We start from the raw sequence: 20,296 nt of genomic DNA, 5'->3' as shown, positions 1-20,296 counted from the left end.
AGGAAAGTTCCGGGTCGGGTGCTACTGGTTCCATCAGGACGTGACCCGGATAGGACTCCTGATGGAATGAGATCGAGTTGGGCGGCGAGATGCTGCCGCCCCTGCAGGCGGTTACGTCTTCATCTGGCGCATGGCGTCAGCGAGCATCCAGAGCGCGCGGTTGAGCTTCACGTTCTGGTCGATGCCGGTGATGGGGCGCGTGGACATGGCGCGCCCGCTGCGAGAACGTCCGTGCAGGCCGCCTTTGGTAAGGTTTTCCTGAACGCGGTTGAATACCGTCCAGAGGTCGTCGCGGCGATCTTCGAAACGGCGCGGGGCGAGTAGTTGACTGTCGGTGACGGGGGCGGGTGCTTCGGCGTCGGTCGGGTCGTAGCGCAGCGCGAGCGCAGAGCGAGCGAACGCGTGTTGTTCGTCGCGGTTCAACTCGACGGCACGCATACCGTCCTTCTGCTCGCGGATCAGATCGAAGCCGTCGAGCACGTCGAACGCGCCATTGATGACGTTCTGAACGATGTTGCCCTTGTGTGGTACGCGGATTTCGCGCACGCTGTCGCCCGCCACCATGCCGTTCTGGCACACGAAACGCAGCACGCCCGCAAGCATTTGATAGCTGCTCGTGCCGTCGTGCGAGTTCAGGAGCACAATTTCGTTGGCTTCGTCGCCGACTATCTGGTCTGCATAGCGCAGTCGGAGCATGTGCTTCGTGTACTCACGCTTGCCCTCGTCGCGCACGCGGGTCTGGCAAACCATGAAGGGCTGAAAACCTTCGTTACGTAGGCCTCGCAGTACGTCGATGGTCGGAATGTAGGTGTAACGTTCCGAGCGGCTTTCGTGCTTGCCGTCCGCGAAGATCGACGGGGCGACGAGGTGAATTTGATCGTCCGACAGCGGCGCATTTGCGCGCAGCATCGGGGAGCCGTAACGGAAAGAGGAAGCGAGTTGCATGTCGTTCTCCACAGCGAAAGGGTTGAGTTACGGGCTGTGGGATGGCCTTGCCGCTTACGTGCGAAACCTTCCCGGTGGAACTCGGGGTCGGCTTCTGCTTTTGCCTGGCACCCGGTTTCCTGCCCGTGCGACCCAAGGAGTCGAAGGCGGGGCGGTGTCAAGGAAAGAGGTGAGGGAGGGGTGCGGGCAACACGGTCCCTCGCCCCTTGACGCCGCCCCGCCTTCGACTACGGTTGCGGGACAGGGCAGGAAACTGGGTGCCGGGCAGATGCCGGGGCACGAGTGCGGCGGGAACGACTGCGAAGCCTCGGTTATTCACAGTTTTTGGGGGCAACGCTGTGAATAACTTTCTGGATGGAATCACAAGTGGTTGAAGAGCAGCGGTTTTCCCGATGAACCCGATATCAAATGCAAAACGGGTCAGGACTCGGGTATTTGACGGACCGGGTATCTGCGGTATGGATAGTGCACGAGTGTTCTGAATGTAACGGCGCAGTACGCCAGTAGCCATGTCGGCTGCGCTCAGCTGGAAGTTGAGCGTTGTTTACTGCAGTGCCAAGGACTCATGCTTGGCAGGTGTGAGATGCGGGACGCGGCGCGACCCACAGCGCGAAAGCACGCTCCCAGGGCGTCAGCGTTGGGAGGAGTCTGGTCGGTATGCGTTTTGCATATTTAGTCCGGCTTGCAGTAGCGAGAAAATGGCTTAGAACCCCACTGGTTGCCCGCGTTTCTGCCAACTCTGCAACAAGTTGCGAAACACGGGGCGAGCTATTACCGCGGCTGGTTAAACTGAACGTAAAATGATGACTGATGGCGCCTCCGGCGCTAGTCCTAGGCTGGACGGGGACAATGATCTATCCTTCCTCGTTAGCCCCGCGTTTTAATGTTAATGTGATCGCCGCCGCGCGATCGGCTTATATTAAGACAGAAGACAAACGAGAATTTGAGAGACTACCGGGGATGGGAAAGCAGTTTGCCGAGGAAATTGCATACCTGCCGAGCGCAATACGTTGGGCGCTTGAGCAAAACGTCGACCTTTTGACACGGGTTATCGCGGCCAACTCAGGGCGGAGTCTGCTTGCAGTTGGTTCGGGAGGTTCGTCGACCTCGGCAGCCTTTCTAGCCCAACTTCACGAATCGGAGTTCGGGCGGATTTCACGCCAGTCGACCCCCGTTGAACTGCTTGCGCATGAGACGCGGCCGGAGGACTGCGCGGTCGTTCTGGTTTCAGCCGAAGGCAAGAACAAGGATGTTCTCGCTGCCAGTCGGCACATGCTGACGCTGGAGATTCCGGGGTTCGCGCTGACGCTGGCGCCCGAAAGCCCGCTGGCGGACAGGCTCCGCGCATCGGGCGCGACCGTTGCCGCTTTCGCGGCTCCCTGGGGAAAAGATGGATATCTCGCGACCAACTCGCTGATCGCAACGATGATCCTCGTCGCGCGCGGATACTCGATTGATGGCTTGCAACGATATCTCGAGCAGATTGATGGGCAGTGGCTTGAGCAGCGTCGCGGGCAGATTGCGGAACAGGGACTAGGAGACGCGGTCGACGCTGGCCGTCACATTTGCGTGCTTTATGGCAGGGACGGCATAGCAGGTGCGATCGATATCGAATCGAAGATTGCCGAATCGGCGATCGGTGTGGTTCAGAAGGTCGATTTTAGGCAGTTCGCACATGGCCGTCACCTGCAGCTGGCCAATCGGGAACTCGCGCCGTGCTTTGTCTCGTTTGAGTCACCTCGGGACCGGATTCTGGCGCAGGCGACGATAGGGACGTTTCCTGCAGATGTGCCTGTCATTCGGCTCGACCTGCCAACCGAGCATGCACTCGCAGAAATCGTCAGTGTGATCGATGCAATCCTGGTAACTGACATCCTGTCCCAACGCCGTGGGATTGACCCGGGACAGCCCGACGTTCCGGAGTTCGGGCGGGCATTACACGCATCGGACGTCCGTATGGCCGTTCGCGGGCGAGGTGGCTGGCCGCCTGCTCTCGTGCGGAAAGTACGAAACGTGAATGCGCCGCGCGCGACCTACGAAACATTCAGGCTGGCCGGCGTTGCGTTCGCCAACCGGCTTGAGCGGGCCCGATTTCGTGCACTGGTTTGCGATTTCGACGGAACGTTCTGCAACACAGACCTCCGGTTTGAGGGGCTGGATGCCTGCCTTATATCGGAAATTGCGCGTATAGCAGGTGCCGGATTTCCGATCGGCTTTGCAACAGGTCGAGGTGATTCGCTGCACGATGATCTGCGGGGCAAGCTGGATGAGGGACTGTGGGAGCGGATCACGATCGGTTTTTATAGTGGGTCGATCGTATCTGGTCTCGCCGCGGCGGCGCCGGTGCAGGGTAAGCCGGACCCGAGGTTCGTCGAGTTGACCGAGTGGTTGACCGAGTCAACCCTGCTCGGCGCGTTGAAGTCGTCGCCGAAAATTGGCGAAGGGCAGTTGAGCCTCCGAATTCGTGATCACTCAGCGAAGTACCGCGTTGGGGCCTACGTGCGCCAATGGCTCAACACCAAAGGGTATGGGGGATGGAGAATTTTTTATTCCGGCCACTCAATAGACGTGCTCACAGAATCTGCGGGTAAGGACAGAGTTGTTTCGGCCATTGCCGCGACCGTTGGTTGTGGTCGCGATGACGAAATTCTGAGGCTGGGAGATTCGGGTGACATCGAGGGTAACGATTATGAATTTCTCAACGCAGGTCTGGGCCTCAGTGTAAATGGTGTCTCGATTGCGAGGGACGCCTGCTGGAATTTTCTGCCTCTAGGCCTGATGGGCGCGCAGGGTACGCGGTTTTACCTCAAGGCGCTCGTGATCGAAGGAGGGGCGCTGCGGTTTGCGCCGGAGTTTATCGAACATGTTCGTGCAATTCTGACAGTGCCGGGGTTTGAAAGATGAAGGCACAACTTGCCATGCGCCTGCTGGCAGACCTGATGGAATGGGACGAGACCCGGGCAACAGAAGAGTTTGCCTGGTTGCGGCTGATGGTCGGCGCCAAATATGACCATTACCAGGGCTACAGTCCCGGAGCGCGCTTTTACGTGAACCTTCTCGCCTGGCTTGGGCAGTTCGCCCGGAAGGATCGCACGACGGCCTACAGCTTTCTTCGAAAGCAGCTTGTATTTGTCAGTCAGGGCGAAATGCATCATCTGGTGGATCTGACAATGCCAGTGCTTCTGCGCTGCATGCGCACCGAGGTGGCGAAGCAGTTGGGCGTACCTCTGTATAGAACGTGGGGCAATAAGGCGGCCGAACGTCACCTCGAATTGATCGGGATCCGGACGCTTTATGTTGGGTTGAGTGACGGGGCGAAGATTGACATATTTCGTCGAGATAACGAAGGGCGCGTTTCCACGGAGCAGGTTGTGGCTGCCAGCGAAATATCAAACGAGAAGTGGAAGAAGTTGAACGAGGCCTTGCGTGAGCGTCTAGACAAACGGGGTTTCTGCGACGAGGCGGCAATGTTTGAACGCGTCTGCCTGATCGATGATTTCACCGCATCGGGTGCTACGCTCATTCGGCAGAACGAGAAGGGCGAGTGGAAGGGGAAGATCCCTGTCTTCTGCGACCAGAACCAAGGGCGGCTTGGCACGTCGCTTACCGCCGACTGCTGTATCCATATTCACCACTACCTGGCCTCCAGCCGCGCGACGGGAACCGTGGACGATGCCATTGGCCGATTCCGCGTTGCAACCGGAGCGTTCCGCTTCGAATCGACTTTTTCTGCCATCCTCAGTAATGACATTGTGATTGACGACAACGGTCCGGCGGATCTGGTCAGGTTGCTCAAAGACTGCTACGACCCTTCAATTGAGGACGAGCATCTCAAGAAGGATGTCTGGTATGGCTATAGGGCGTGCGGGCTGCCTGTTGTGCTTTATCACAATGCTCCGAATAACTCGGTCGCGATTCTATGGGCGACATCCGGACCTCGCCACGCGCCACCCGCGCATCAGATGAGACCACTGTTCTCCCGGAAAAAGCGACACGCCGACCATGGATAATCCATTCAAGAAACGCGCCACGGAATATTTCGACGCGCCGGGCGCGCTGCTTTCTATTCTCAGCCCGGAGCCTCTCAGACGGTTCTTCGAAAGCAATGCTGCATCGTTCTTTGACAGACTCGTTATCGTGGTCGGAACGCCGGGTAGCGGGAAGACCACGATCGCGCGGCTGATCGAACTCGATACCGTTGTCGCGTTGTTGAGGTCGTTGCCCAGTACTGACCATAAGGACGTAACCCGTGCGCTGACCGAGTGTCTGGTCATCGAGGACCTTCGACCGCGAATACTGGCCTATCGGCTTGCGACAACCCCCGATATGCGCGATATCTGGGAATTGCCGTATTCGACCAAGGTGAAGGCGTCCCTTCTGCGTTCATTGATCCAAGTTCGCTCGGTACTTGGCTGGTTAAGAAAGATTGAGGGGGCCGGTGCCGATCTTTCGCAGGTCAGGATAGTTGCACGCGAGCAGTTTGAGGTTCAGGCGAAGCTTATTCACGTCGAGGATACGCTTGCTTTTCGGGACTATGCTCGGTCGGTGGAAGCCCGCATATTCCGGATCGTCACGGCCCTGGTGCCGCCGGCGGAGCATCAATTGACCGAGATCGGCCCGCAAAGCACTTACGAGGCCTTTTCGATCATCGAGGCGATCCGCATTCCGGCCATCGCGGGGGTGGACGGCGGCGAAATTACGATGAGACCGTTGTCGATTATCGATGACGCGCATGAACTGCATCCTGAACAGTTCGCGGATGTTGAGCAGTGGTTGCAGGGACGGGAACTGAAGGTCGCCAGATGGCTGGTCACGCGCGTCGATGCGATTGGTCACGATGTATTCCGGCACGCGTTGACGGCGGATCCGGAGCGGGCGTCTGTCAGTGCCGCAGGTAGTACCCGGGACCGCGATTGGGTGCTCAAACTCATGCAGAAGGGTACGGCGGACAAGCGCGCGTTCAAGGCCACGGTCAAGGACATATCAAAGCGTTATATCGAACAGATGCCCACGTTGCGCAGGCAGTCGATCCGTCTTGAGGACTGTCTGTCGACGAAGGATCCTGTATTGCCGTCTGCGGATATGCGGCAACTTGCAACGGCGGTCAAGAAGGTGATCGAGGACAGTGGGTTCGCGGCAAAGCGTGTTGACCTCGTCAGATCATGGATTCCTGCTGAACTGCCAGATGATACCCGGCAGGCGCTGCTCCGGATCCTGATACATCGCGAGTCCCGTCGTTCCCCTCAGACGGAGCTATTTGCTTCGGAGCCGGAGGAACTTGAATCGCAACCGGATGAGCAAGCAGCGTCACGTTCGGTGAACGCCTCGTTAATTGCCGGCGCTAACCTCCAGTTACTCCATGATTACGGTCGGCCTTTCTACTATGGGTTTGATCGGCTGGCCGATGCGAGTAGCGAGAATATCGAGCAGTTTATTCAGCTGGCGGGCGCATTGGTCGATAACGTTGAAACCAGGATTGTGCGCGGACGCGAGCCTCGACTGGAGGCGAAAGTACAAAATGAAATCCTGATCCGGCAGGCGACTTCTACAATCGAGCGCTGGAACTTCCCGCACAGTGATGCAGTACGCCGGCTGATCGAATTCATCGCATCCCGCTGCAAGGTCCGTACTCGTGAACCGAACGCGCCGCTCGATGACGGCGCCAACGCGTTCGGCATACCGCAGTCCGAAATGGACCGGTTCCAGAAGGACGGAGGGAATCTTGTTGTCGTTCTGCATTATGCGCTTGCCTATAACGCGCTTTCTCTGACCGAGAACTATGAATGCAAGCGACGGACATGGTGCCTGTTTCAACTGGGTGGACTTCCCATTTTGAAGCACGGACTGACGTTTGGGCGTGGCGGCTTTTGTGAGGGCCACTTGTCGGAGCTCATTGCGAGTATTGGTGAATGAATCGCTTTTCCCGAAACAAGTGTTACGCTCAGAGCGACGCCGACGTCCTTCCCTTTCTGTCGGAACACCTGATGAAGTCGAGGCGCGTGCTGTTTATCGGGACCGTTGGCGTTGAGACGAGCAGCCTCTATTTTGCGACTGTGCTGGCGGCGGCAAAATGCGTCGATTTTCGCTTTATGGTGGAAAGACGGCGCGATAGCTCGAAGACATTGAATGACATTGGCGCCAGCCATGTTGCGTACCTCGAGCGAACGATACCGCGAGATCAGCTCCGGTTTGAGGACGTGCGTATCGTGGCCGATGACGGTGCAACGGTCGGGGGGCGCGTCGCTGCCCGTGCGGCGGACAGCTGGTACGAAGACGATTACGCTGACGTTGTCATCGACGCGACAGGAATGTCGCGCGGGATATGCTTTCCGCTCGTCAAGCAGGCGATTGAGCGGAGCGTGCAGTCTGGCGCGAACGTTCACGTTCTGATGGCGACGAATGATCATCGCGAGATCAGGCTGGAGTCGGAATCCAACGACCGTGCAGAGTGGATGCACGGTTTTCAGGGGACAATGGGACTCGATGTCAGCGCTGACAACCTGAAGCTGTGGGTGCCACAACTCGCGGAGAATTCGCTGGCTCAGATGAGCACCATGTTTCAGGCACTATCGGCAAACTCCCCGGTGGCCGAGGTCTGCCCGATCGTTCCATTTCCTTCGGCGCGTCCCCGGCGCGGGGACGATCTGCTCTTCGAATTTGGCGATCTGCTCCTTGGCGACTGGGAGAGCAGCCATCTGAACATCATCTACGCTCACGAATCGGACCCGATGGATGTCTTCCAGTCGATTTCGAGGATGGACGCCGCGCGCAAAGAGGTATTTCAGGCGACCAACCAGACTGCGATCACCGTGCTTTCGCCGAACGGCTGGCGCATGGGCAGTCTGGGAATGCTGCTGGCTGCGATCGACCTGGACCTCCCGATGCTGTATGTAGAGACGATCGGGTATACTACTGCCTCAGCACCTCCCGCAGGGCTGACTGTTCAAAAGCCCAACCACTTGTGGCACGTTTGGCTTGCTGGGGTTCCCTATGACAATTCGATTGAGCTTGCCTGAAAGGTCTGACGCGCGACCACACGTCGTGGGGACAGGTCTGCTGGCGCTGGATGTCCTCCTTGGTGAGGATAGGACCAGCGTGCGGGCCGAATTGGGTGGCTCGGCGGGGAACGTTCTGGCTATTCTCGCCTTCCTTGGCTGGTCGAGCGCCCCGGTCGCGCGGCTTGGAGATGATGTCGCCGGCAGGCGTATCCGCCGTGAGTTTGAGGTTCTTCGGGCGGATACCCGGTTCATCAAGCACGAAGACCATGCTCATACGCCGGTTGTCTACCAGTGGCCCGGCAATCACGAATGTACTCACAGATTCAGTTTCTCGTGCCCCTTTTGTGGACAGAAGAGGGGGTTTGCGGCGGAGGTTGGTGATGCATACTGCCGTACGGTGCTGCGGCAGATCGAACGGCCGGATGTTTTCTACTTTGATCGCGTCACTGACTGGTCGCTTAATCTGGCCGACAATTACCGTAGTCGGGGGGCGTTAGTCGTGTTCGAGCCATCCGCCGTTGCTGTCAGCGCATCGGATTTTCAGCGGGCGATCGATGCGTGTCACATCCTGAAGTACGCGGACGAACGAATCACTGAACTGGCGGCGTTTGACTGCTCGGATGTTGAGGTGGTTATTCAGACACTGGGCGCACAGGGACTTCGCTTCAGGGTGGCGTCCGACATGCCGCAGGGGAGTTGGCGGACGCTGGCGGCATTCAGTGTCCCGCGTGTGACTGACACGGCCGGAGCGGGTGACTGGTGTACTGCAGGTTTGCTTTACGCGTTACACGGGGCCCGTTCGTCGCGAGAATTGAACACGCCAACGCTTGCGGCGTCTCTTCGGTTCGGTCAGGCGCTGGCCGCCCTGAACTGCATGCATTCAGGGGCACGTGGGTTGGCCCGATATGAGGCGAGAGACAAGTTGCTGGCCTTGGCTGATCTGATGGAAGGCCGTGACCCAGATGCAATCTGGGAAGCTGGAGATTGGCGCGACGCTTATGAATCCGCGCAGGCGGTCGGCAGGTCATCGTACTCCGGAGTTGGGCTGCATATCTCCCCGCGAAAGCCCGCGAAGTTATGCTGTGAGCTTTTCCCGGTTTGATTTCCGGCGGGAGACAGGGGGCTTTGTCTTTGCCCGGGAAGGTTTGACAAGCGATGCCCGGATTTCTGAGCGGACCTCCATCAGCAAGACCCCAAGCATATTTTTCCCGACACCGTTCACCTGCCCCCAAAGCCGGTTGACCGCGTTGTCGACGGTCGCGGTTTCGACCAGTCTGGCATCGCCTGTCGAGAGCAGAATCTCCTGCAAGTCCTGGTGCTGGGTGAATTTGGCATGCAGTACCTGTTTCATCCTGGCGAATTTGGTTTTGGACCAGTCAGGGTGAACGTCCCACACATATAGTCCATGCGCCGCCATCGCAAGCAGCGATGGTGAGGGCGCAGCCATGAGCCACTCGCGAACTGAATCCTTTCTGGCTTTGCCCGCCTGATAGGCGTGTTCTGACGTGGCATACTCGATGCCTTCAAATACGATTGCGCGTTTATACAGATTACTGAAAACGCCGTATGGTTTTTCGTTTGCGCGATAGAATTCGATATCTTGCATCTTTGATTGGCTAGTGTCCGTTAGCGTCTGGGTAGACGATGATCTCGTGCTTTCTCTGCGTACCGGGACGTCCACTGGTTCCCTGCTGGACCCACGGCTCGCCAGCAAGGTCAAGCTGATCGCGTCATTGTATCAAGAGCGCATCGTGCTTTCGAAAGGGCGATTACGTTGGTGTCGCGAATTCTGTATTGGAGGTGCTCGTTGCCGCTATAGAGTTGGGGCAGCGTAGGACGAAGTAATCGTCGCTCGCAGTTCTCGAATTTGATCGATGTCCGAAGGGCGCACGCGAGGTGATCTGCATGTCTCATGCTGAGGCCTTTGCTGCTGGGTAAGCACCCGGTGGCTTAAGTGTCGAGTTACATCGTCGCCCCCAAGCCAGCTGTTCGCTGCTCACACAAATGAGTGACGAAGGTAGTCTTTCATAAAAGGCACGCCGTCTTCCTTGGTGCCATCTAGCATGTTCGGGGCGGCAGCAAGAGCTGCTAGCATTTCATCGATGGGGTTTCAGTACGTCGCAAGTCGCATTGACTGTGCGGCTGAGCGAGCGCGTCAGGCCAGTTTGAGTGCTTCGCCCGTGCGGAGCGACCGCACTTCCCGGTTGTCGATCTCGATCGTTGGCAGGAAGCTACCTCCCGGTCCGGGCAATGACTCATGACATCGATACGTTGCGTGATTGCGCGCCTGCAGTTTCTGGCCCAACTTGAAGCATACTGATGCGGGCGCACCCACGAACAGGTGGACACGCTTCACGCCCCAGTCGTCCTGCAGAATACGCACGGCCTCACCGAGCTGCTGTGATACCAGATCGATGTCGTCTTCGCTCGTCAGGATGTCGTGGTGCAGACGTTCACTCGAAGAGACTTCCAGTGCGCCGATCGTAAACGAGTCGTTCTCAGTCAACCCGGCCGGCAGGCGATCTGGCGAAATTTTGAACGTAAGCGAGACGACAAGGCACGCTTCCTCGGCGCCGGCCCTATGGGGGTGTAGTTCATTTACGAAAAACTTGTTTGAGGGCGAGACAGGCACGTCCGAGTCAAACGCCCAACGCCCGCCTTCAGCCTGGATTGGGCGTTCGCGCCTGAACTGGAAGAGACTGACCGCGCCCGCTTCTCCAAACAGGCGACCTGCGAGCACCAGCACCGACGTCCCGTGCAGAGGGAAAACCGCAAGCGGTGCGGTACCTGCCGTGTCCGACGCTGTGCGAAGAAACTTGCGTAGTTGCGGCAGTTCACCTTCTAGCGAGCCGAAAAGCGATGACCAGTACGGTCCCGAGTGAGGATCGTATTGGTTCCAGCCATTTTCGAAGAACGTATGTGCATGCCCACGCTTCATGCGAAGCTTCCGGGTCCAGAGAGCCTCCTCTGCTTCACGCGCGACGAAGTGCGGTGACTGAGCCGTGACGTTGCCCATCAACACGACAGGGACTACCTCCGGGTACTGCAGCGAAGTGAGCAGCCGCCGGACTTCTGCAATGCTTTCCTCACGCATTTTCTGCAGCACGGCCACCGTAAACCGGTCAGGATCTTCGCGATCAATACGGCGGTGACATTCGTCGCAGAGAAGGAGGAAGTTTTCTATATCGTCCGCCCGCACGCCGGACAGCAGGGCATCGCCGCGCGGACCTTTGGGCGACGACGCGATGATGTGAGCGAAATAGCTCGACTTGCTTGCGACGCCAGAAACGGCGTGTGTGCGCAGATCTTTTCCGCATCCCGAGAACTGGCATCGCCACGCGGCCAGATAACCAAGGTCTTCGAGGTCAGCATCTTTGGGCGCAGGACCCCGTCCACTGGGTCGGGTCAACGAATCCGCATGTTGCAACCAAGCGTCCACGTCTGTGCGGGCAGTCCGCACTGGCGTGATAGCAGTGAGGTCGGACGCAACTGGCGATCCCGTCACATCCAGCCACCAGAGCGTGCCCGAGTCGGCCGGCGCGCGGGTGGCGGCACCACTTTTCAAGCCGAAATCACCGCGTCCGCGCAGCGTCCAGACGCTTGTCGGGTTGTCGCGCGTCGCGAGAGCTGCGGTGAAGTCGTTCGCAATGACGAGGACGTCGTGCCCCCTGACAGCTGCGTCGTCGATTGCCGCTGCCATGTCGGCATCCGAGAAGATTTCCAATTGCGGCATGTTGCCCTTTTCACCTTGGGAAGAGATGCTGGCGGACATTAAGGCCGATGACATATCGTGCTATCGCCTTGGCGGGTGCCGTGCTAAAGGGCCTGGATGTGCCTGTTTCCGGGATCACCTTTCGGATCTACATAGCCGGGCGCCAGTTGAGCGTTACTGGCGCCGTAGAGCGCCAGAGGATCTTTGAGCCACAAGGCATACTCGATACCCTTGAGGCGATGATCGGGCGAGCAGTCGATGGTCCAGCGACGTAGCATATATCCCGCATTGGCAGCACGCACCTTCACTTGCAGGACGCCATCAGGCATGTCGTAGTCCATCATCACGACCTCGGGTCTCGGATGTTCGGGATGCGGGACTAGTTCCAGTTCAATTATCCGATTCCACTGAACGTCCTGGTCGACCTTTTCTTCGTCCCCGATTGGGCTGTCCTCGAGAAGGACTGGACTCTCCATTCGTGTGAAGACGAAGTCGCGAAATCCCTTGCGTCGTCGGTCGTAGGCGCGAACGTGCCAGCGACTGCCATTGTTCACCAGCGCAATCGGCACGATCTCCCGTTCGTTGCGCCCACTTTCGATGGATGTGTATGTCATGTGCACCGCTTTCCCACGGTGGATGGCGCGAGTGATGGGGGCAAGCACCGACATCAGGGGCACGGTCAGGGCGATCGGAAATTCGCATCGCACCATCGGTTTCAGTTCATCGCCAATACCTTCACCAAAGCCTCGGGAGAGTGCGGTCAGCACACGTTGTGGCGCATGGTCGAACAGTGGCACAAAGTGCTGCGTTGGCCGGTAGACCTTGTCCGAATTATCGAGTTCGAGGTTGCCCGGTGCGATCTCCTTATATTGCGCAATATCGCGCGTTGCGGCTGCGGGCCCGGTCCCGAAACGGTCCGCGACGTCAGTGCGCCGTAGCTCACCGAGGAAGTAAAGCTTGAAATCAATATGCGAGAGTCGCTCGCGCTGAACCTGAGGCAAACGGTCCAAAAGCGCTCGGCTGGGATTGTTGATAGTTGCGTTCATGATGAAATGATACCCGATATCCCGATGTAATAGAATACGATCGAGCGTTTTACATCATCAAAATGATTAGATATAGTGCTCGTTATCAACTTAAAGGGGTATGCTATGGCGAAGAACAGGCCCTACGGGGATGGCCACCGCATCGGCGCAGTGCGCGATCGCAGTCAGACGCAGACGCCGTCCGGGCACTACGTGAAGCGCGATGCTGATACCGGGCGCTTCATAGACGTCAAGACGTCGGACAAAACGCCGTTCAAGGGTGTTCGGCGCGAGAAAAAGTAGCATTTTGCCGCTGCTGGAAAGTGGCTAGGGCGTGCCCGGCAGCGTGTGCACGTCCGGGCCCCTCCGCGTCTGTGCGGTGGTTTTTCACACTTTCACCTCGAACGAGGCTCCAATGACGACCAACCTTTCACTGTCCAAGCGGGTCATCGCGGCGCTTAACGCCCGCAGCGAGACGCAGCAGTGGGAAACGCTTATCGCGCGGCTGCTGCGCCGTCTCGAGCTTGATGCTGCAGACCGTGCCCGCGCGGAGGCGGATTACGCCAGGCTTGCTGACGATCTGGCCAGGAAGCTGGACATTCCTCGCCACGACGTACACATCTTTCCGCAAGGCTCGATGCGCACGCAGACCACCATCAGCCAACGGTATCCGGTGAATTTCGATCTCGATCTGGTGGTGAAGCTGACTGGTCCGCATTACGATTCCCCGGATCCGGAGTTGATGTTCGCGTTGTTCGGCAAGGCACTCGAAGGCAACGAGGCAGTCACGGGCAAGCCGGAAGCGAAGCGTCGTTGCTGGCGCTTGCCGTACCCCGGCCGGCCGTACTACTTTGATTTGACGCCGGCGGTGCGGGATCAGACGGGGCGACAGGGGTCCAGCCTGTCGGTGCGAGATCCCGACACACGATGGGCGCCATCGAACCCGGAGGAGTTCGCTGACTGGTTCTGCACGCATGCGGCACGACGCTTCCAATTCCAGACCACCCTATTGAAGTCGAAGGTGGAGGCGCGTACAACCGTAGCACCATTGCCGGATGGCGACGTGGGTCTCGACGACATCCTGCGGCGTTCGGTCCAGTTGATGAAGCTGCACCGCGACACGATGTATTGGGGCGCCGACGAGAAGAAGAAGGAGACGATGCCAATCTCAGTCATCATCGTTACGCTTGCGACGAAGGCTTACGCCGATCTGCATGCGCGGCGCGGTGCGGAATTCACCTCCCCGATCGAGGTCGTACTTGCTCTCGTCGAGGCGATGCCGGATTTCATCGAGCGGGATCACAGAGGTTGGCGCGTTGAAAACCCGAAGCTCACGAGCGAAAACTTTGCCGACAAGTGGAACCAGGACGAGGGTGCGCGCGCGAAGGAGTTTGTTCGCTGGCATGCTGCATTGGAGCGCGATCTGGACGCGTTGCTGCATCAGAGCCATCGCACCCCCAGTGAAGACAGGATCAGAAGTGTCTTCGGTTCGGCAGGCCTCGAAGCCTGGAAGGAAAGCCGTCCCAAGGCCAACGTGCTCGACGGGCTGGTCAACAGTGCCGACGGATACAGGAAGACCAACCCGGACTACCCCGTGAAGACCGGCTCGTCGAATACGCTCGGCTGACGGAAGCATGGAACGCAGCCCGTTCGAAGCGGTAGCCGCACAGGTCCGGGACTGGCTTGACGCCGGGCCCGGTTCAGTTTGGGCAAGGCGAGTAGACCGTCTGCGCGCTGGTGAAGGGCATGCCTGGATCGTGGATCTCTACGATGACGCACTTCCGGTTCGATACGTGCGTATCGCGCTGCCGTTGGACTTTCCTGCAAACCCGTGCGAACTCTCGGTTGATCCGGGCCACTTCCTGAAGTTGCCACACATCGAAGCAGACGGACACGTATGCCTTGGACTGGTGCCGATTCCCCACGACTATGACGATCCTGTGGCTGCTATCACGCGCGCGCTCGAGGCCCTCGACGACCAGTTGCTCTGCCCGAGCGCCGATCCACATTGGGTGCAAGAGCAGTTCCACAACGAGCGCGCATCATACTGGGCCCACTGTTGCGGCAAACGCCGACAGGCGCCAGATCGCCGCGCCGTGGCTGCGCGAACATTCGTCGATGTAGGCAGTACAGGTAACTGGTCGGAAGGTGCCATCGCGGCCTACATTCCGGCAGGGTCGAAGCATCGACGCTACGCGCTGCAAGTGGCCACGGTCGCGCCCGTGGATCCTCATGGGCTTGCAGCGCGACACGGCTGGGCCGACGGGACGATGGTCTGCGGTAGCGCGCTTTTTGTGCGTCTTGCCGACGATGAGCTGTGGACGCCGGCAACCTGGCCAGCGTCTTTTGATGCCCTTGATGCACTGGTGCGTCGGGCAACGCATGGCGAATGCTCGCTCACGCAGTGGGCTGGCAAATGCAGTCGTGCGGATGTGGCCGCTCGGGCGAAGCGCACGGCGAAGGGGCGCGCCAAGCGCGGACCCGAAGTGCCGCCCGGTCAATCACCACTGCTGGTTGTGCTGGTGCAGGGGCCTCTGGTGTTCGGGTATCAGGTATATGCCACTGCGTTGCCTTTGCTAAAGGCGCCGTGCATTGAACCTGTGTGCGTCACGCGCGTCGATGCTGACTGGGCGCTCGCGCGTGACCATAACCTGGATGTGTTGCACGAGAGGCGAAAAAAGCGCGTCCTGCTGCTGGGAAACGGATCGCTGGGCAGCTCGCTGGCGAAGGCACTGGCGCGCAGCGGTATCGGCTATCTTGATGTCGTCGATGTCCAGTTGATGGGAGTCGAGAACACCAGTCGGCATGAGCTCGGGATCGCAGAGGTAGGACAGCCCAAGGCATCGGCTCTTGCCCGGAAACTCTGGCGGGATATCCCAGGGCTGGACGTGCGAGGTTTCCGTGCCGATGCATCGACATGGATCACGAAAAACTGCAGGCCGGAAACGTACGACCTGGTGGTGGAGTGCACGGCTGAATCCTCGGTACGTACCTTCATCTCACACTTGCGGTCCACACTGTTCGGTGACACCCCGATCGTTCACGCATGGACGGAGCCGCTTTGCAGCGCTGGGCACGTCGTATTGACGCAGACCGCAGTGCCGTGGCCAGCGGATGACCCCGCCGACGAACTTGTTAACGCCAGTGATTTGTCCGCGCGCGACACACGCGTGAGTCTTCCAGCCTGTTCGGACGGTTTCCACCCCTACGGTGCAGCCGACATCCAGCTGGTGGCGGCATTCGCAGCCGAGCGCATCATTGGCATACTGGACGACATGCAACAGCCGTCGACTGTGTGGTCATGGGTTCGATCAAGTGCCTATTTTGAAGCGTTACCTGTCCCTGTAAACCCACGCGCTATCGTGCCCTACAGCGTCTCGAAAGCGGACAGCGCCACGACTACCCGCAGTCTTTCGAACGTGTTGGGGTACGAATGAAGTCACCTGCACTTTCGTACCGGCTGCCTGACGCTACATGGTCGCTTCGGTTCGCCGAGTCAGCGCTTCAAACGCTGCTCGATCACGTTCAACATTCGCGCACAAGCAATGAATCCGTGGGGCAGCTCTTCGTGAGAGATCTGACGCAAGATCCGGTTGTCGTTGAACTTGCGACCGTTCTAGTGCCCACACGGGCTGCGTGGGCTCGTGTCATCTTTGACACAGATCGGGCGATGACCGAGCGCGAAGTGCTTTTCGAGAAGGGGCTGCATTGCATAGGGCTCTGGCACACACATCCTGAGCCATCACCCACACCATCCACTGATGATCGTATGCTGGCACGCGAACACGCTCTTGCAGCCCGGTCGCAGCTTGCAGGCATTGTATTCGTGATCGTAGGCACCGTGCCTGCACCTGCTGGCATCCGCGTCTGGGTTGACGATGGGATTGCCCTGCGTGAAGCGATTGTCGATGAAAGGCAAGGCGGCCGGGCTTTTGAGAAGGCCTGTGCAGATATCCAATCAACGCGACTACGGACTGAATGTCGAAAATGACGATATGTGCCTTGTTTCGATGGCACAGCTATTTGAGTGTTTCGGCTGCAAGAACGTTATCCTGCGCTGAGATAAAACAAAGAAGGTTTTTCCGGGTTGCGGTTCAGCTAACGGGCAGGTCATTGGTCATTTCATCTAATGAAGCAGGGGATCGACGTATGCGTCTTCTACAACATTAACTCGCGCACGGGAAACCCGGAAGAAGAAGCGGTAACTACGAAAAATTGAAAAGGAATCTCCAATGAGACTACCTGGATTAGTGAAGCAGGAAGATGTAGAGATCGTCTCACCCGAGGGCGAATTGCGGTGCCACGTCAAGGGATCTTTCACGGGAACCATGGTCTTGATTACGGACACGAGCGCTGATGTCCGAGTCGGTGACGAGATCCGGCGGCAGCTTCCGAACGGCAAGCAAGAGGTCTTCACAGTTGACGATCCGACGTTTTACAGCAGCGGCCCATTTGGCGCACATTATCAGGTGAAGGTGTCGCGCCCGAAGGTATTCGATAGCCATACCGGCGGACATTATTCAGTGAACGTGAGTGGAAGCAATGCCCGAGTCAACATCCATTCCAATGACCACTCAGTCAACCTCGTATCTAAAGAGGATGTGTTTAGTCAAATGCGGCAAAAGGTCGAAAACGAGCTTTTTGCTTCGGCCGAGAGAGACATGCTTTTGGACGCTATCGATCGCTTGGAATCAGCAAAACACGACAAAGGAGCATTTGCGGGCCACTATCAAGGCTTCATTACCGCGGCCGCTGCACACATGACCGTCATCGCTCCCTTTCTCCCTGCCTTGGGTGAATTGCTCGCGAAGATGCATAGCTAAACCGTCGGACAATGGCAATGACCATTTCCATGAAACTCGCGGGAGCTAGTTGCCGTCAGGCGATCTTTGCGCTCGAGAGCGATGGTGGAACTGCCGCACTGTGAAACGCGGGCGCAATTGATATTTGAATCGTTACAGCCACCGATCGAACTGCGTTGCGGCTGGATTGATCGCGTGGGTGGTGCGACGGTTGGACGGTATGCCACCTATTCGCTTACGGTCACCGCGAAACGGATTCGCCACGCTGCATGCTTCTTTGACAGTAGAGCTGAGGAAATCCTAAATATGCAAACTGTATCGATAACGATTGATTCGGCAGACAGGATAGCGTTTGAGCGTATCTATTGGAAATGTGTTAAGGAAGCGCGGCCAAAGCAACCAGGGGAATTGGTCCTGTCATTTGACCTACCAGCGGCGCAATTCGTGGCGAGGTCTACCGTGTATAGAGGCGTTTCAGCATGGTTGCTGGACAACTATCTCTCCGGCGCGCTGCAGGATGAAGGAATGGCGTTTGACGTAGGTTAGGTCCGTCGGTCGTCTCGCAGGGATCTGGGCTGTCCCGTCGCCTCCGTCTTTCCTGAGTTCATCGCCTGCGGGCTATAGTCGCGGGAGAGGTGACAAACGAGGGAAGACGGCGGAGGCCGCAACGGCTGCAGACGGCACTGACTCCAGGCAAGCGACTCGCGCAGGCCCGGATCGGGGAACCGGGCCGTAGGGGGCAGGGATGGAAGCCGGAAGGGCGACACGCTGCAGGCGGCTCGATGCGCAGCACAAGAGCCCGGCCCTGGCGCATGGAATGCGCAGCGAGACCGCGGATCCTGGCGAGGGTGATGGTTCCGGACGGGGCATTCGCCAGGTTATTCCAGGAATGGATTTCCTGACGGCGTGGATTTCTGCCCTACCGCGTTGCCTCGTGCGGCGTCCCGTTCTGCTTACTGGTTTGCAGAGGGGGCGGCTGGTGGCTCGCCGAAGCGTTGAGTCGCGCACATATGACCTCGAGCGTCCGCTCCATGGTTTCGAGATGCGTCGCGTTGTCGCGGGTCAGGTTGACAAGGTCGGTACGTTGCGCCTGAGTGCGAGGCGGCTCGGCGAGAATCCTGACGTCCGTCGGCGGAGCGAAGAACCATTGGATGACAGAGAACAGGGTTCCGCTGAAGCCGACCGTTAATACCCATCGGATCACGTTGCCCGAATACTTTGAAATCCGTGTCCGGCGTAGACGGCCGTTGACGCTGCGCTGCCGGAAGAGGCGAAGTACCGATACCATGAGTCGATCCCGGAGCGTCGGTTGACCCTCCAGGCACGTGCACTGCATATACGCGATGAGCCAGCGAAAGTAGCGTGATAGAACCTGATTATTCAGCAGTTTCGCCGGGTCTTCGAAGATCCCGAGCTTGATGAAATCTTCCAGTGGCTTGGTACCTTCGCTGACTGCAGGATGCAGAAACACATGAACCCTTCCAAGATCATCCCGCATAAATTCCAGGGTTGCACCGTGTTCCGCAAGCAATCTCACTTTCCGGCGCATGGAACTGTCAAGAACCCTGGCCGAATCGTAGGGACGGGCGCCAAAGAAAACTTCGAACTGCCGTGCGTTCTGTCCGCCGGATCTGCCGCCCGGCGTGATGCAAAAGGAATAGATCTGGTCGAACCGTTGAGCCTCAGGGTTGTGATCGCAGAGCACACTGAATTTATGCTTGGCGAACCGTGTGAATGTTTTAAATGTCCTGTATCGCTGCAGGCGTGGGCTTTGTGCAGATAACGTCACCTGATGCTCTCTTCTATGTTGCGCGGATCGCGAAGTAAGTCTGGTTCATAACGGACCGCAATCCGGTCGACTCTTCCGGCTCGGTGCCTGGTGGAATGGGGCGATGTCAACGCGTTCAGGACGAGGCGCGGCCAGAATGGGCTGGTTTATCACAGAGGACGGAAATTGTCGGGTATCGCGCGACAAAGGGCTATGGTGTGTAATCAGTGTTTTCCTGCACCCAGCGCCGTTGACTGGCAGACAGGGCGGGCCACAATTTTCTGATTTTCCATTCCGCCATTCTGCGTAGCTGAGTTTTTTCCCGGTCTCGCCGGATAGTGACCTTGAAATCGGTGGGCGCGTATTCAATACGATGCTGATCGAGGCGCCAGAACAGGACAGTCAACTGGTCTGGGGTGAAGGCATCCCGCTCCATGACGTAGGAAATGAAGGACTGGATGTTGAACTGCTCTTCGACGCCTGCGAGCTCCACGAGCGTATTGATGAGCTTGCGCTTCTTCGCTTCCGTGACCAGGAAGCGGCGATCCCGGTTGACGCGTTGCCGGGATTCTTCGGCATTGAGAATATTTCCGAGTGGGTCGGTCGCCGAGATGCCGAACCGGTTGATACACTCGGAGCCGACCAGCATTTCGTTGCCGTTGTGCTGGTTGACGATCCTGAAGTGGTAGCGGATATCCGGGTGCCCGCAAAGCCGGCATGTCTCAGTCGGCGTTTCCATGTCGAACATGTCGCCGGCATAAACCCATTCGCGAAGTGCGACAGGAAACTGGCGTTGCTCGACACTCAGCGGCAGGAGATTGGTGGCGCTTCGTTCAGCCCAGCTCATGGCTCACCTCGTTACCTCATGAGATGGTCCGATGACCTCAGAAGGAGGGGCGGGGCGGTTCGTCAGCCAGCGCATCGCGCAAGGCACAGCATGATCTCTGGTAGGCCGGACAATAGCGGCGGCTGATGCGCCCCCCGGACCTGTGCGGTGACGGCGCCGGATGGTGGTTTTCCGGGGCACCGTAGAGATAGTCGAACGG

General features: G+C 58.3%; 17 protein-coding genes. 11 read left to right on the top strand and 6 right to left on the bottom strand.

Going from position 1 to position 20,296, the window contains the following annotated elements; translation table 11 throughout:
* Nucleotides 1–111: 111 nt before the first annotated feature.
* The gene (locus tag DSC91_RS17615) at nucleotides 112–945 is read right to left on the bottom strand and encodes a DUF932 domain-containing protein (RefSeq protein ID WP_115780146.1); all 834 of its coding nucleotides are present in this window, start codon (nucleotides 943–945) and stop codon (nucleotides 112–114) included.
* Nucleotides 946–1,794: 849 nt separating this feature from the next.
* Between DSC91_RS17615 and DSC91_RS17610 the strand changes: the two genes are divergently transcribed.
* The 5 genes from DSC91_RS17610 to DSC91_RS17590 are packed head-to-tail and all read left to right on the top strand — an operon-like array spanning nucleotide 1,795 to nucleotide 9,045.
* Nucleotides 1,795–3,849 carry a hypothetical protein gene (locus DSC91_RS17610; protein ID WP_162831436.1) on the top strand — a complete coding sequence of 685 codons (2,055 nt, stop codon included), beginning with the start codon at nucleotides 1,795–1,797 and terminating at the stop codon, nucleotides 3,847–3,849.
* Nucleotides 3,846–4,955: a phosphoribosyltransferase-like protein gene (locus DSC91_RS17605; RefSeq protein WP_115780144.1), complete on the top strand. Its 1,110-nt coding sequence runs from the start codon at nucleotides 3,846–3,848 to the stop codon at nucleotides 4,953–4,955. The genes DSC91_RS17610 and DSC91_RS17605 overlap by 4 nt, the downstream gene beginning before the upstream one ends.
* Complete coding sequence (locus tag DSC91_RS17600) at nucleotides 4,948–6,858, top strand: ORC-CDC6 family AAA ATPase (protein ID WP_115780143.1); 1,911 nt, start codon at nucleotides 4,948–4,950, stop codon at nucleotides 6,856–6,858. The genes DSC91_RS17605 and DSC91_RS17600 overlap by 8 nt, the downstream gene beginning before the upstream one ends.
* Nucleotides 6,855–7,961: a hypothetical protein gene (locus DSC91_RS17595; RefSeq protein WP_115780142.1), complete on the top strand. Its 1,107-nt coding sequence runs from the start codon at nucleotides 6,855–6,857 to the stop codon at nucleotides 7,959–7,961. The genes DSC91_RS17600 and DSC91_RS17595 overlap by 4 nt, the downstream gene beginning before the upstream one ends.
* Nucleotides 7,936–9,045 (top strand): PfkB family carbohydrate kinase, encoded by a 1,110-nt coding sequence (locus DSC91_RS17590; RefSeq protein ID WP_115780141.1) that lies wholly within the window; start codon nucleotides 7,936–7,938, stop codon nucleotides 9,043–9,045. The genes DSC91_RS17595 and DSC91_RS17590 overlap by 26 nt, the downstream gene beginning before the upstream one ends.
* Here the strand turns inward: DSC91_RS17590 and DSC91_RS17585 are convergent.
* The 3 genes from DSC91_RS17585 to DSC91_RS17575 all read right to left on the bottom strand — a co-directional run bounded on the left by DSC91_RS17585 (nucleotide 9,019) and on the right by DSC91_RS17575 (nucleotide 12,701).
* Complete coding sequence (locus DSC91_RS17585) at nucleotides 9,019–9,549, bottom strand: NADAR family protein (RefSeq protein ID WP_115780140.1); 531 nt, start codon at nucleotides 9,547–9,549, stop codon at nucleotides 9,019–9,021. The two genes, DSC91_RS17590 and DSC91_RS17585, sit on opposite strands and share 27 nt — an antisense overlap.
* A 549-nt stretch (nucleotides 9,550–10,098) precedes the next feature.
* On the bottom strand, nucleotides 10,099–11,730 hold the full coding sequence (locus DSC91_RS17580; protein WP_244218032.1) for an SAVED domain-containing protein: 1,632 nt from the start codon (nucleotides 11,728–11,730) through the stop codon (nucleotides 10,099–10,101).
* Nucleotides 11,731–11,759: 29 nt separating this feature from the next.
* Nucleotides 11,760–12,701 carry a WYL domain-containing protein gene (locus tag DSC91_RS17575; RefSeq protein WP_115780139.1) on the bottom strand — a complete coding sequence of 314 codons (942 nt, stop codon included), beginning with the start codon at nucleotides 12,699–12,701 and terminating at the stop codon, nucleotides 11,760–11,762.
* A 105-nt stretch (nucleotides 12,702–12,806) separates the two neighbouring features.
* On the opposite strand from DSC91_RS17575, the gene DSC91_RS37875 reads away from it, so the two are divergent.
* The 6 genes from DSC91_RS37875 (at nucleotide 12,807) to DSC91_RS17545 (ending at nucleotide 18,028) form a co-directional block, all read left to right on the top strand.
* Nucleotides 12,807–12,983, top strand: a complete 177-nt coding sequence (locus tag DSC91_RS37875; RefSeq protein WP_167470514.1) for a hypothetical protein — start codon at nucleotides 12,807–12,809, stop codon at nucleotides 12,981–12,983.
* A 31-nt stretch (nucleotides 12,984–13,014) separates the two neighbouring features.
* The gene (locus DSC91_RS17565) at nucleotides 13,015–14,307 is read left to right on the top strand and encodes a nucleotidyltransferase domain-containing protein (protein ID WP_229758062.1); all 1,293 of its coding nucleotides are present in this window, start codon (nucleotides 13,015–13,017) and stop codon (nucleotides 14,305–14,307) included.
* Nucleotides 14,308–14,314: 7 nt separating this feature from the next.
* A complete protein-coding gene (locus DSC91_RS17560; RefSeq protein WP_115780136.1) occupies nucleotides 14,315–16,117 on the top strand; it encodes a ThiF family adenylyltransferase in 1,803 nt (600 codons plus the stop codon).
* On the top strand, nucleotides 16,114–16,671 hold the full coding sequence (locus tag DSC91_RS17555; RefSeq protein WP_115780135.1) for a Mov34/MPN/PAD-1 family protein: 558 nt from the start codon (nucleotides 16,114–16,116) through the stop codon (nucleotides 16,669–16,671). The genes DSC91_RS17560 and DSC91_RS17555 overlap by 4 nt, the downstream gene beginning before the upstream one ends.
* Before the next feature lie 241 nt (nucleotides 16,672–16,912).
* Nucleotides 16,913–17,503 (top strand): hypothetical protein, encoded by a 591-nt coding sequence (locus DSC91_RS17550; RefSeq protein ID WP_115780134.1) that lies wholly within the window; start codon nucleotides 16,913–16,915, stop codon nucleotides 17,501–17,503.
* Nucleotides 17,504–17,584: 81 nt separating this feature from the next.
* Nucleotides 17,585–18,028: a hypothetical protein gene (locus tag DSC91_RS17545; RefSeq protein WP_115780133.1), complete on the top strand. Its 444-nt coding sequence runs from the start codon at nucleotides 17,585–17,587 to the stop codon at nucleotides 18,026–18,028.
* A 373-nt stretch (nucleotides 18,029–18,401) separates the two neighbouring features.
* Here DSC91_RS17545 and DSC91_RS17540 read toward each other — a convergent pair whose 3' ends face one another.
* Together DSC91_RS17540 and DSC91_RS17535 are read right to left on the bottom strand one after the other, a co-directional pair.
* Nucleotides 18,402–19,271, bottom strand: coding sequence for a hypothetical protein (locus DSC91_RS17540; protein WP_162831435.1), 870 nt, complete (start codon nucleotides 19,269–19,271; stop codon nucleotides 18,402–18,404).
* A 190-nt stretch (nucleotides 19,272–19,461) separates the two neighbouring features.
* A complete protein-coding gene (locus DSC91_RS17535; RefSeq protein ID WP_115780131.1) occupies nucleotides 19,462–20,097 on the bottom strand; it encodes a hypothetical protein in 636 nt (211 codons plus the stop codon).
* Between the last annotated feature and the right edge of the window lie 199 nt (nucleotides 20,098–20,296).

The sequence above is a fragment of the Paraburkholderia caffeinilytica genome, assembly GCF_003368325.1.
GTDB lineage: Bacteria > Pseudomonadota > Gammaproteobacteria > Burkholderiales > Burkholderiaceae > Paraburkholderia > Paraburkholderia caffeinilytica.
The sequence above is the reverse complement of the archived record's forward strand: the minus strand, read 5'-3'. Positions and strand labels throughout refer to the sequence as shown.